Origin of the sequence: Shinella sp. SUS2 (assembly GCF_001262505.1) — a bacterium.
Lineage (GTDB): Bacteria > Pseudomonadota > Alphaproteobacteria > Rhizobiales > Rhizobiaceae > Shinella.
Window position 1 is genome coordinate 25,633 of sequence record NZ_KQ410737.1, and the last position, 12,336, is coordinate 37,968.

Consider the following 12,336-nt stretch of genomic DNA (forward strand, 5'->3'; position numbering starts at 1 on the left):
TTTGCGCGGAAGGGCGCAGGCGGAACGAGGAGGTCGCGATGAACGCCTTCAGGGCAAGACGCAAGGCGAAGGGCCGGATCGACCTTCTGCCGCCAGAACCGAAGACACCAGCCCGCAGGAATGCAAAGCCGTTTCCGGCACGTCTCGAAGTGGTCGACGCCGATTTCGTCGTCATTCGCAGCACTGCCACCCGCACCAGCAACGACAATCGCCGCGCCGCCCGCCCTGCACCATCTGCCGAACAGCCACATCACCTGCTGCTCCGCATCGCCACGGCCAGTGCCCGGCTGTGCGAGGCTGGCCTGCAGTTTCTTCCGGGCCGTGCCTTTGCCGGCCTCGTGGCGACAGCCTTCATCTTCGTCTTTGCCTATGCCGGCGGGCTCTCCGCCCTGAAGGCCGCACTCCCTGAGAACGAGCCGGGCGAGACCCTGCGCATAGCCGACGTCATCACGACAGTCGACGACCGCAACGGCATGAAGGTGCTTGCCGTCTATGGCCGCCTCACCAATGGCGGCAACACCACTGCCGCCGTCCCGCCGGTCGACATCGTCTTCGAAGGCGCTGGCAAGACGCTCCGCCACCGTCTCTCGCTCGAAACTGCCGCACTCGCCCCAGGTGCCAGCGAGACCTTCGCGTTGCGCATTCCGCACAGTGGCGGAAAAGTACCGAAAGTCTTGGTTTCGCTTGCCGCCGAGGGTGCGCCCGCTCGCTGACTGTGCTAATCGGCTCCTTTGTTTCTCCCAGTTCCGCACGCAAAACCATCGGGTTTGCCGGATCTGCCTACGACCAAGGAGCCGCCTCGCGATGCAGATTGTCCGCGGAAAGAAGATCGAAACGCTCTACGACGCCGCTACGATCGCCAAGCGCAACGAAGAACTGGCGGCAGATATCGCCAGCGGGCCGACGAAAGACCTTCTCGTCATCGCCGTCCTCAAGGGCTCGTTCATCTTCGCAGCCGACCTCACCCGTGCCCTCCACGCCGCCGGCCTTGCCCCGGAAGTCGAGTTCATCACGCTGTCGAGCTACGGCGCCGGCACCGTTTCGCAGGGCGTGAAGGTCATCAAGGACATCGATAGCGACGTACACGGCCGTGACATCCTCCTGATCGACGATATCCTCGAATCCGGCCGCACGCTCAGCTTCGCCAAGGAACTGATGTACGAGCGCGGCGCCAAGAACGTCACCATCGCCGTGTTGCTCGACAAGCGCGAGAAGCGCAAGACCGACCTCGAAGCCGATTATGTCGGTTTCGAATGCCCGGATCATTTCGTCGTCGGCTACGGCATGGACGTCGCCTATGCCTTCCGCGAACTGCCCTTCGTCGGCATCGTGACGGGCGACGCGGACGCCTGAGGCTGTCCTGACCGCAGATTCCCCCATCGGCCGTTTACCGATCGACAAGGAAAGTCTGGTCTTTTCACTCAAGGAGCGGCACCGGAAATCGGCGCACCGCTCCGGCCTACCGTTCCCTCGGAACAAGGCCGGATGAACGGACCGAAAGGGGAACCGATGGCCAAGATCCTGATCACCGAAGACGAGGATTCGCTCCGCACCTTCGTGGCGCGGGCGTTGCGCATGGACGGCCACGAGACCGTCGAAGCGCCGGACGGTGCAGCCGGGCTCGACGCCCTGACGGATGGCGGTTTCGATCTCCTCCTGTCCGATATCCGCATGCCTGTGATGGACGGCATCGAACTCGCCCACAAGGCGTCAGCCGCCCATCCGGCGCTGAAAATCCTGCTGATGACCGGCTATGCCGAACAGCGCGAGCGGGCAGACGACCTTGCCTCGAAGATCGTCGATGTGGTGAGCAAGCCATTCAGCCTGCCCGACATCCGCCGCGCCGTGGCAACGGCACTCGCCGCCTGACCACGCCTCAACGGATTCCGAGCAGCCGCTCCAGATAATCCCGTTCAAAACCGGGCGCAGATCCGGTACCCAGACGGCGACGGATCTCTTCCAGAATTTCACGCGCCCGCTGGATATCGATTTCTTCCGGAACCTTGGTCGGCCCGCCGAAGTCGGGGCCCTGTCCGTTGAGTGCGCGCTCTCGGCCCAGCGGGTCGCGGCCGTTGCGCCCGGCCTGCGGTATGCCTTCGCCCGGCCCCTGGCCTTGCCCTTGCCCCATGGCCTGCATCTGGCTCATCATGTTCTGCGCGCCCTGGCGGAGTGCCTCCAGTGCACGGCCCTGGCTACCAACGGCCGATTCGCCCTGCCCCTCGCCCAGCGCTTCGGAAGCACCCTTCATCTCACGACCGGCCTGACCAAAGCCTTCGCCAGGTTCAAGCCCCATGCCCTTCAGCGCCTCCTGGATCTCCCCGAGCTGCTTGCCGAGCCCATCCTGCTGCTCCTGAAGCTTCTTCAGCGCCTCACGAAGCTGATCGGCCGTCATCTGGTCGGTCGACTGCTGACCGGCGCCATTGTCGCCCGGCTGCTGTTGCTGCTGGCCTTCCTCGCCCTCGCCCGGCATCGGATCGCCGCGCTGCTGGCGGTCGCGCAACGCCTGATCGAACTGGAAGGTCTGCTCCATCAATTTCTGCTGCTGCTGCATCAGCTGGCCGAGCTTGTCCATCTGCTGGCGCATCGCGTCGTTCTGCTGGCCTTGCTGACCCTGCTGCGGCCGACCGGCCTGCAGGTTGTTCATCATGCGCTGCAGTTCGGAGAGCATCTGCTGGGCCTGGTCACGCGCGCCGGACCGGGCCAGATTCTCGATCTGATCCATCATGCGCTGCAAATCCTGCTGCCGCAGGATCTGGCCCTGCTGCTGGGCGTTCTGCTGCATCTGGCCATTCTTGGCCGCCTGGCGGGCAAGCTCCTCCATATAGGCCTGCATCGCCTCACGCAGCTCCTTCATGAGCGCAGCGATCTCCTCGTCGGAGGCATTGCGCTCCAGCGCCTCGGAGAGCGCCTTCTGCGCCTCGCGCAGCCGGCGATCAGCCAAAGACAAGTTCCCGTCCTCGATGCCAAGGGCGATTTCCCAGAGATAGTCCGCCGTCTCGCGCATCTGGTCGTCCGTGCGGGAAAGCTTCATGCGCGCATTGGCCGATTGCAGCAGCAGGTAATGCGTGAGGTTGGGGATCGTCTCTTCCGGCCGGATCGTCAGCGCCTCGTTGAGCGCGATGGCATGCGGCAGCTGGTTCGCATCAAGTGCGAAGACCTGCCGCTGTTCGGCGACGGCCCCGGCCAGCGGCTCGAAGAAATTCCTGGCCGGCAGGATCATCTCCACGGGCTGACTGCGCCCTTCCTGCCCGGCGGCATCCCTGGCAACAAGCGTGATCTTCACGCGCTTGCCGGAGAGCGGATGTTCGGACAGGTTGCGGCTTGTCGTGCCCTTGGCGGCGCGCGCGGCGCGGCGCGGCAGGTCAAGGCGGTACTCCGGCAGCGTATAGAGCGGACGTGCATCCTTCGGCTGCTCGACCGGCACGATCTCCGCATGAGCCTCCTGGATTCCGTAGTCGTCCTTGGCGACGAAGCTAATCTCCAGCGCCGACGCGACGGTCTTTTTCGGAATACCATCGAAGGCGATTTCCGGAACGCGGTCCGGAATGACCGCAAACGCCCAGGTCTGGCCGGCGACCGAGAGCGTGCCGTCCTTCAGAATTTTGTAGCGCATGGTCTTGGCGCCATTGGCCGCAGCAACCGGCACCTTCGCTTCGGCCTTCGGGCCCTCGGCCTTTTCATCCTTCGGCTTTTCCGCCTCCGGGCGTATGGCCGTCGCCGTGGCCTCGCCCGTCACCTGGTAGCTCACCGGCTCATCGCCGCCGCCACCCGTAACGCGCACGGTCAATTCGCTGAACTGCGGAATGCGAATCTCGCCCGTGGCAGCCTCGCCCGGCTGGCCCTGCGTGCTGCCGGTCAGGAAAATGGGTGCACGCGACGTGTGCGCCGGCGGCGTCACCCAGGCGTCGATGCGCACATCCGGCGCGGTCTCGGCAGGCGCGCGAAGGGTAACCACATCCGCCAGAAGACCACCGCGATTGGAATAGGAGAAGGCAAAGGCGATGGCGACAAGGAGCAGCGGCACGGCGCGCAGGGCATGGCGGTCATGACGGGCAATGTCCGGCTCAGGCGCACCGGTCCTGAGCGCGCCGATCATCCGTGCCATACGGCTCTGGTGCTCGCGCCACAGCGCTTCGGCAACGGCACCGCCACCGGCCGGCCGATCTTCCTGCACCCGGATCGCCTGGTGAGCCAGCGCATTGCGCGCCTCCAGCATGCGATAGGCCCTGTCAATCGAAGGCCAGCCGATACCGCGCAGGCGAATGAGCAGACCGGCAAGACCAAGCGCGAAGCCGGCCAGCGTCGCAAGATGCAGCCAGGTGGGAACATGGCGAAAATAGCCGAACCAGGTCAGCGCGAGAAACGCCGCGACGAGAAGCAGGATCGGCAGCACCCGCGGGGCGAGCGCCTCCAGATAGAGGATGGTCTGGGCGGCAAGGCGTTTGCCCGCAAGCCGTCGGGCCACCGGGTTGCCGGCCGCTTCCGTCTCGCGCTGTCCTTGCGTGTCAATCGCCATCGATCGCCGCTCTCCGCTGCAGGTTGTCACCGCCAAAAGATAACATGCTTTGTGGCGAAGACGAGGGCGCACGCAAAATCGTGATCGCGCGCGCAGCCTGGTTTAGCACTTGCGAAGGTCAGGCGAGCCAGTCCGGAAGCGAATCGAGGCCGATCAGGTCGTCATAGCTGAGGCGTGGCCGCACGACATGGAACTCGGCCCCGTTGACCAGCACTTCCGGTACCAGCAGACGGCTGTTATAGGTGCCCGCCTGCACGGCGCCATAGGCACCGGCGGACCCGACGGCAATGAGATCGCCGGGCTTCGGCTGCGCCATCTCTCGGTCCTGCGCCAGATAGTCACCGGTCTCGCAGACTGGACCCACCACGTCCGCCCGGATGCGCGGCGCGCTGGCCGCCGAAATGACGACCGGCTGGATCTCGTGCCAGGCCTCGTAGAGCGTCGGGCGGATGAGGTCGTTCATGGCCGCATCGACGATGACGAAAGTCTTCTCGCCGCCATCCTTCACGTAGATCACCTCGGTGACGAGGATGCCGGCATTGCCGACTATCAACCGGCCAGGCTCGGTGACGATCTTGCAGTTCAGGCCCTTGAGCTGGTTCTTGACGATTTCGGCATAGGCATCCGGAAGCGGCGGCGGCGCATTGTCCGTCTTGTAGGGAATCCCGAGACCACCGCCGACATCGACGTGATCGATCGTGTGTCCGTCGGCGCGCAGCGTATCGACGAGTTCGCGCAGGAGCTTGAAGGCATCTTCGAAGGGTTGCAACTCGGTGATCTGGCTGCCGATATGCATGTCGATACCGGTCACCTTGATGCCCGGCAGGCTGGCGGCGCGGGCATAGACGGCGCGGGCGCGTTCCCAGGAAATGCCGAACTTGTTTTCCTTCTTGCCCGTCGAGATCTTGGCATGCGTGCGGGCGTCGACGTCTGGATTGATGCGGAAGGAGACGTGCGCAACCTTGCCGGCCTTCACGGCGCGGGCATTCAGCACCTCAAGCTCGGGCTCGGATTCGACGTTGAAGCAGTAGATGCCGACCTCAAGCGCCAGATCCATCTCGCGCGGCGTCTTGCCGACGCCGGAGAACATGATGCGCGAGGCAGGAACGCCGGCGGCCAGCGCCCGGCGCAGTTCGCCTTCCGAGACCACGTCGATGCCGGCGCCAAGCCGGGCAAGCGTTTTCAGCACCGCCTGGTTCGAGTTCGCCTTCATAGCGTAGCACACCATGGCATCGACACCGTCGAAGGCCTTGGCGAAGACCTTGTAGTGACGCTCCAGCGTCGCCGTCGAATAGACGTAGAAGGGCGTGCCGACCGTCTTGGCGATTTCCGGAACCGGCACGTCCTCCGCATGGAGGATGCCGTCGCGATGCTCGAAATGGTTCACAGGTCTCGTCCGTTAAACAGGGGCAGTTCCGGCAAAACCGCGCGGCGGCCTTGCGTTGGGAACTGCGTCAAAACTAGAGAAGGGGGTCGAGGATGAAAGGCTTGTCTTCGACCTGCTCGACCTTCTTGCCATCGACGGTCTTCACGACCGGTTGAGCCCCGCCCGGCAGGTCGAGATCGCCCTTGCGACCACAGGCGGTCAGAACCGCCGCGGAAAGGCAGAGCGCGAGAGCCAGCCTGCCGATGTCGATGCGTGTCATGAAGCGTTCCCTGGAAATGCCGGTGATCGGGTGGGCATCATCCTTAGCGAATTCGCCCGCCCTTGTGCACCCTTAATCTACTGATGAGTCCTGCAAGCAATCTGATCAGTTGCGCTGCCGCCACCAGGCGATCTGCTTGCGGACCTCCAGAGGGGCGGTACCACCAAAACTCTTGCGGCTGGCGACCGAGGCCTCGACCGTCAAGACGTTGAAGATGTCAGCGGTGATGGCGGCATGGATCGCCTGCAGCTCCTCGAGCGACAGGTCGGAAAGGTCGCAGCCCTTGCTCTCGGCCAGCGCCACGGCGCGGCCCGTCACATGATGGGCATCGCGGAAGGGAAGTCCCGCTTCCCGCACCAGCCAGTCGGCAAGATCGGTGGCAGTGGAATAACCGGAGCCGGCCGCCGCCTTCATCCTGTCGGTACGAATGGTCATGTCGCGCACCATGCCGGTCATCGCGGCAATGGCCAGCTCGATGCTCTCGGCAGCGTCGAAGACCTGTTCCTTGTCTTCCTGCATGTCCTTGGAATAGGCGAGCGGCAGACCCTTCATGACGGTCAGGAGTGCGATCAGCGAACCGTTGATGCGGCCGGTCTTGGCACGCACCAGCTCGGCGGCATCCGGGTTCTTCTTCTGCGGCATGATCGAGGAGCCGGTGGAGAAGGCATCCGACAGGCGGATGAAACCGAACTGCGGCGTCGACCAGATGACGATCTCTTCGGCGAGGCGTGACAGATGAACGCCGGCAATCGCCGCAATCGACAGGAACTCCAGGGCGAAATCGCGGTCCGACACGGTATCGATGGAATTGCGGGTCGGCTCGCGGAAGCCGAGCGCCTTCGCCGTCATGTGTCGGTCGATATTGTAGCCCGTGCCGGCAAGCGCGGCGGCACCGATCGGGCTTTCATCGAGGTGCTCGATGGCGTGGCGCACCCGCTGGCGGTCGCGGCCGAACATCTCGACATAGGCCATGCAATGATGGCCGAAGGTAACGGGTTGGGCGGTCTGAAGGTGGGTGAAGCCAGGCATGACGGTTTCGGCGTGCTCCTCGGCACGGTCGAGGAAGGCCGCGATGAGGCCCGTCAGCGCCTTCTCCGTCTTCTGCAGCTCTTCCTTCACCCACAGACGGAAATCGAGCGCCACCTGGTCGTTGCGCGAGCGGGCGGTGTGGAGGCGTCCGGCGGCGGGACCGATCAGCGTCGCCAGCCGCGCCTCGACATTCATGTGAATGTCTTCCAGGCGGCGCGAGAACTCGAAATTGCCGCTTTCGATCTCTGACAAGATCGTGTCGAGACCGTGAACGATCTTTTCCTTATCGTCCGCCGAAATGATGCCCTGGTGGCTAAGCATTTCGGCATGCGCCTTTGAGCCGCGGATGTCCTGAGCGTAAAGCTTCTTGTCGAAGCCGATGGAGGCATTTATCTCCTCCATGATTGCATCCGGTCCCGAGGCGAAACGGCCGCCCCACATCTGGTTCGAGGATTTCGTCTCGGAAGTGCCGTCAGCCATGGGTCCCGTCCTGGAGAGTGAAATGACAGTGAAGAAGAAACTCGGCCTGCCGGCAGGAAAACTGATCGCCATTGCCGGGCTCGCCGGACTTCTCGCCGGTGGTGCAGCGATATACGTGAAGGAAAGCCTGTCTGGCAATGGCGCGGTCGCTTCCGCCGATCCCGCCGCCTGCACGGCCACCGCAGCGAAGGCCGAAGCCCTGACACCCTTTTCCAAGGGACAGGTCGCCGCCATGCGCACGGTCGACGAGCATCGCGCGCTGCCCGATCTCGTGTTCGACGGCCCCGACGGCAAGAAGAAGACGATCGCCGATTTTTCCGGCAAGACCCTGCTCGTCAACCTCTGGGCCACCTGGTGCGTGCCGTGCCGTGAGGAAATGCCGGCACTCAACGCGCTCGAAAAGGAGCTCGGCAGCGACAAGTTCGAGGTCGTGGCGATCAACATCGACACGGGCGATGACGAAAAGCCGAAAACCTTCCTCACCGAAACAGGCGTCAACGACCTCGGCTATTATCGTGATGCCTCGATGGGCGTGTTCAACACCCTGAAGAAGGAAGGCCTCGCCTTCGGCCTGCCGGTCACACTGCTGATGGATGACAAGGGCTGCTTGATCTCGGCAATGAACGGCCCCGCCGCCTGGGACAGCGACGACGCCAAGGCCTTGATCAAAGCCGCGCTTGCTGCGCCGAAAAGCTGAGGCATCGCGAGAAGGTTTCGCTCACGCCGCTGGATAGGCGCGCGACCGGCGGATGTCGAGGAAACCCGCTTCGCCCTTGCGGTGCGGGAATTCCGGCGCCGTATCAAACTCGACCGGCTGACCACTGCCCGTCAGCGCCAGCACGCGGCGTGAGTCCGGCCGGTCGATGACCCGCACGATCTTCGCAGCGATGCCCTGCCCATCCTCACGCCAGGTGACGTCGGCCGGGCGGAACAGGATCTGGCCGCTGCCATCGGCCACACCGCCCGCCTCGAAGGCCACGTCGCCGACATAGGCCTTGCCGCCGCGGATCTCCGCATCGAGCCGGTTCGCATCGCCGAGGAAATTCATCACGAAGGCATCGGCCGGGTTGCGGCAGACCGCCTCGGGCGTGCCCTCCTGCACGATCTTGCCCTTGTTCAGGATGACGACCCGGTCGGCAAGGTCGAGCGCCTCTTCCTGATCGTGTGTGACGAAGAGCGTGGTGATGCCCAGTTCGTCATGGATTTTCCGAAGCCAGCGGCGCAGGTCCCGCCGCACATTGGCATCAAGCGCACCAAATGGCTCGTCGAGCAGCAAAACGCGGGGATCGACGGCGAGCGCCCGGGCGAGCGCCACACGCTGGCGCTGGCCACCGGAGATCTGGCCGGGGAAACGGTCCTTGAGGCCACCGAGCTGCACGAGATCGAGCAGTTCCGCAACACGTTTGGCGATCGCGTCGGGCGAGCGCTTGACCTTGGAGACCTTCATGCCGAAGGCGATGTTCTCGCCGACGGTCATATGCGGGAAGAGGGCATAGTGCTGGAAGACGAAACCGACGCCGCGCTCGCGCACCGGAATGTCCGTCGCATTCTCATCGCCGAAATAGATCGCACCGCCATCGGCATATTCGAGGCCGGCAACCATGCGCAGGATCGTCGTCTTGCCGGAGCCGGACGGGCCGAGTAGCGCCACCAGCTCGCCGCTTTCGATATCGAGCGACACGCCGTGCACGGCGCGAAAGGTCTGGAACTCCTTGACCACATTGGTAAGGCGGATCTTCACGGTTTTACCTCCGGGGTGATGCTGTCGGCGCCGGCCAGCTGAGAGGGGCGCTGCACGCGGCCTGCGCCCTGCCGCTCCAGCGCCACCTTGGCGACGAGCGTAACGATGGCAAGGCCGGCGAGAATGGATGCGGCGGCAAAGGAACCGGCCGCGTTGTAGTCGTGATAGAGCAGCTCGATGTGCAGCGGCAGCGTGTTCGTCTGGCCGCGGATGTTGCCCGAGACGACGGAAACGGCACCGAACTCGCCCATCACGCGCGAATTGCAAAGCACGACACCATAGAGCAGCGCCCACTTGATGTTCGGCAGTGTGACGGAGAAGAATGTGCGCCAGCCGCTTGCCCCCAGTGACGTCGCCGCCTCCTCTAGGTCGCGGCCCTGCGCCTGCATCAGCGGGATCAGTTCGCGCGCCACGAAGGGCGCGGTCACGAACATGCTGGCCAGCACGATGCCCGGCAGCGCGAAGAGGATCTTGATCTCCATCGATTGCAGAGCCGGTCCGAACAGGCCCTGCAGACCATAGACGAAGAGATAGGAGACGCCCGCAACGATGGGCGATACGGAGAAGGGCAGTTCGATAACGACAGTGAGCAGCCGCTTGCCGCGGAAATCGTGCTTGGTGATGGCCCATGCCGCCGCAACGCCGAAAGCCGTGTTGATCGGCACCGCGATCAGCGCTGTGACGACCGTCAGCAGGATGGCGTGCCGCGTGTCCGGATCGGCAATCGAGGCGGCAAAATAACCGACACCGCGTGAAAAAGCCTCGACGGCGATGACGACGAGCGGCGCGACGATCATCAGCGCGACCAACACGAGCACGAAGGCGAGGAGCGAGCGGCGGAAGACCGGATTGTCACCGACGCGGGGCGGCGTGCCTTTTCCAGGGTGCACCATGGTCAGCCCCTTGCCGTATAGCGCAGGGCGCGGGCCTGCATGAGGTTGGTGATCGCCAGCATGACGAAGGCCGTCAGCAGCATGACGGAGGCGATGGCGGCCGAGGCCGGATAGTCGTATTCCTCAAGCCGGATGAAAGCGAGCAGCGCGGTGATCTCCGTTGAGAACGGCTGGTTGCCGGCAATGAAGATGATGGCCCCGAATTCCCCAAGGCTGCGGGCGAAGGAGAGCGAGACACCGGCCAGAAGCGCCGGCGTGAGGAGCGGCAGGATGACGCCGGTGAAGATCGACAGGTCGCTCGCCCCGAGCGTCTGCCCCGCCTCCTCCAGCGCCGGATCCAGTTCCTCCAGCACCGGCTGCACCGTGCGCACGATGAAGGGAATGCTGGTGAAGCTCATGGCGACGATGATGCCGAGCGGCGTATAGGCGACCTTGATACCGAGAAGCGAGAGCGGTCCGCCGAACCAGCCGTTGGTCGCGAAGAGCGTGGTAAGCGCGATACCCGCAACGGCGGTGGGCAGCGCGAACGGCAGATCGACAAGCGCATCGACCAGCCGGCGACCGGGAAAGCGGTAACGCACCAGCACCCAGGCGAGCGATAGGCCGAAGACGAGGTTGAACGCGGTTGCTGCCAGCGCGCAGAGCACCGTGACCCGGTAGCTCGCAAAAGCGCGGTCCGACGAGATGATGCGCCAGTAGTCCTCCGGCCCAAGGCTGGCCGCCTTGAAGACGAGCGCAGCCAGCGGCAGCACGACGATGATCGCCACATAGACGAGAGTTATGCCGAGCGCGAGCGGCAATCCGGGCAGTACACGCCGTCTCAAGAGGCGCTTCCTTTCTCAAGCTGATCCAGGAAAAGTGCGGAGCGCGATCATCCGGCCGGATTTGTGCGAACACTTTTCATGCCACAACCGGCGGACTTTCGGCCGCCGGTTGCGATAAAACGAAGGTCGATGGATCAACGGCTGCCGTAGATCTTGTCCAGCACGCCGCCTTCGGCGAAGTGCTCCTCGGAGATCTTCTTCCAGCCGCCGAAGACGTCATCGACATTCACGAGGCGGATTTCCGGGAACTGGCCCTTGAACTCGGCAGCGACCGTCTGGTCATGGACGCGATGGCCGAATTCGGCAGCGATCTTCTGGCCCTCTGGCGCATAAAGGAAATCGAGGTAGGACTTTGCAAGCTCACGGCTGCCCTTGGCGTCGGCCACCTTGTCGACGATGGCGACCGGGAACTCGGCAAGCAGCGAGACGGAGGGTACGACGCTCTGGAACTTGTCCTCGCCATATTGCTTGGCGATCGACTTGGTTTCCGCCTCGAAGGTGATGATGACATCGCCGATTTCGCGCTCGACGAAGGTCGTCGTCGCCGCGCGGCCGCCCGTGTCGAAGACCGGAACGTTGTCGAAGATCTTGGTGACGAACTCCTCGACCTTGGCCGGATCGTTGTTGAAGGCTTCCTTGGCATAGGCGGTCGCTGCAAGATAGGTGTAGCGCGCATTGCCCGAGGTCTTCGGGTTCGGGAAGATGACCTTCACGTCGTCACGGGCAAGGTCCGACCAGTCCTTGATGTTCTTCGGGTTGCCGGCGCGAACGAGGAAGGACGGGAAAGAGTAGAAGGGCGAAGCGTTGTTCGGGAATTTCTGCTGCCAGCCTTCGGCGACAAAGCCGTTCTTCACGAGGAAGTCGATATCCGTCACCTGGTTGAAGGTCACGACATCCGCCTCCAGACCTTCGACGATGGCGCGCGCCTGCTTGGAGGTGCCGCCATGCGACTGGTCGACGGTGACACCCGGATGCCCCTTCACGAAGGCTTCGTTCTCGGCAGCGAAAAGCTCACGCGCCACGTCATAGGAGGCGTTGAGCAGCTTGTCGGCGGCCTGCGCGGAGAACGGAGCGGCAAGGCCAAGGAGAGCCACGCCGAGAAGGAGCAAACGTTTCATCTGAAAAACCCCGAATGGAACCTGAATTCGGGCAGACAATAGCGACCGGCCGCTCCCGATCCGAGGTATGGCCTGCCGCAGCACTTGCG

At 63.9% G+C, this 12,336-nt stretch carries 12 protein-coding genes; 4 read left to right on the top strand and 8 right to left on the bottom strand.

Translation table 11 applies throughout. The features are described 5' to 3' along the window. Nucleotides 1-38: 38 nt before the first annotated feature. From AKG11_RS22385 to AKG11_RS22395, 3 genes are all read left to right on the top strand, one after another. Nucleotides 39-713, top strand: coding sequence for a hypothetical protein (locus AKG11_RS22385; protein WP_050745498.1), 675 nt, complete (start codon nt 39-41; stop codon nt 711-713). Nucleotides 714-804: 91 nt separating this feature from the next. Next, entirely contained in the window at nt 805-1,353 is a 549-nt protein-coding gene (gene hpt / locus AKG11_RS22390; protein WP_023513177.1) for a hypoxanthine phosphoribosyltransferase, read from the top strand. 156 nt (nt 1,354-1,509) lie between these two features. Further along, nucleotides 1,510-1,869 carry a response regulator gene (locus AKG11_RS22395; protein WP_023513176.1) on the top strand — a complete coding sequence of 120 codons (360 nt, stop codon included), beginning with the start codon at nt 1,510-1,512 and terminating at the stop codon, nt 1,867-1,869. 7 nt (nt 1,870-1,876) lie between these two features. Here AKG11_RS22395 and AKG11_RS22400 read toward each other — a convergent pair whose 3' ends face one another. The 4 genes from AKG11_RS22400 to argH all read right to left on the bottom strand — a co-directional run bounded on the left by AKG11_RS22400 (nt 1,877) and on the right by argH (nt 7,671). Further along, nucleotides 1,877-4,516, bottom strand: coding sequence for a TIGR02302 family protein (locus tag AKG11_RS22400; RefSeq protein ID WP_050745499.1), 2,640 nt, complete (start codon nt 4,514-4,516; stop codon nt 1,877-1,879). Between the two features lie 118 nt (nt 4,517-4,634). Further along, nucleotides 4,635-5,903 carry a diaminopimelate decarboxylase gene (gene lysA / locus AKG11_RS22405; protein WP_050745500.1) on the bottom strand — a complete coding sequence of 423 codons (1,269 nt, stop codon included), beginning with the start codon at nt 5,901-5,903 and terminating at the stop codon, nt 4,635-4,637. A 73-nt stretch (nt 5,904-5,976) separates the two neighbouring features. Beyond that, nucleotides 5,977-6,162 carry an LPS translocon maturation chaperone LptM gene (locus AKG11_RS22410; protein WP_023513173.1) on the bottom strand — a complete coding sequence of 62 codons (186 nt, stop codon included), beginning with the start codon at nt 6,160-6,162 and terminating at the stop codon, nt 5,977-5,979. 105 nt (nt 6,163-6,267) lie between these two features. Continuing rightward, complete coding sequence (gene argH, locus AKG11_RS22415; RefSeq protein WP_023513172.1) at nt 6,268-7,671, bottom strand: argininosuccinate lyase; 1,404 nt, start codon at nt 7,669-7,671, stop codon at nt 6,268-6,270. A 22-nt stretch (nt 7,672-7,693) separates the two neighbouring features. Here argH and AKG11_RS22420 point away from each other — a divergent pair, with 22 nt between their 5' ends. Beyond that, nucleotides 7,694-8,368 carry a thiol:disulfide interchange protein TlpA gene (locus AKG11_RS22420; RefSeq protein ID WP_023513171.1) on the top strand — a complete coding sequence of 225 codons (675 nt, stop codon included), beginning with the start codon at nt 7,694-7,696 and terminating at the stop codon, nt 8,366-8,368. 21 nt (nt 8,369-8,389) lie between these two features. Here AKG11_RS22420 and AKG11_RS22425 read toward each other — a convergent pair whose 3' ends face one another. The 4 genes from AKG11_RS22425 to AKG11_RS22440 all read right to left on the bottom strand — a co-directional run bounded on the left by AKG11_RS22425 (nt 8,390) and on the right by AKG11_RS22440 (nt 12,247). Then, a complete protein-coding gene (locus tag AKG11_RS22425) occupies nt 8,390-9,412 on the bottom strand; it encodes a sulfate/molybdate ABC transporter ATP-binding protein (protein ID WP_023515805.1) in 1,023 nt (340 codons plus the stop codon). Continuing rightward, nucleotides 9,409-10,305 carry a sulfate ABC transporter permease subunit CysW gene (gene cysW, locus AKG11_RS22430; protein ID WP_023515806.1) on the bottom strand — a complete coding sequence of 299 codons (897 nt, stop codon included), beginning with the start codon at nt 10,303-10,305 and terminating at the stop codon, nt 9,409-9,411. Before cysW ends, AKG11_RS22425 begins: the two co-directional genes overlap by 4 nt. Before the next feature lie 2 nt (nt 10,306-10,307). After that, the gene (cysT, locus tag AKG11_RS22435; protein WP_023515807.1) at nt 10,308-11,129 is read right to left on the bottom strand and encodes a sulfate ABC transporter permease subunit CysT; all 822 of its coding nucleotides are present in this window, start codon (nt 11,127-11,129) and stop codon (nt 10,308-10,310) included. 134 nt (nt 11,130-11,263) lie between these two features. Beyond that, a complete protein-coding gene (locus AKG11_RS22440; RefSeq protein WP_050745501.1) occupies nt 11,264-12,247 on the bottom strand; it encodes a sulfate ABC transporter substrate-binding protein in 984 nt (327 codons plus the stop codon). Nucleotides 12,248-12,336 lie beyond the last annotated feature (89 nt).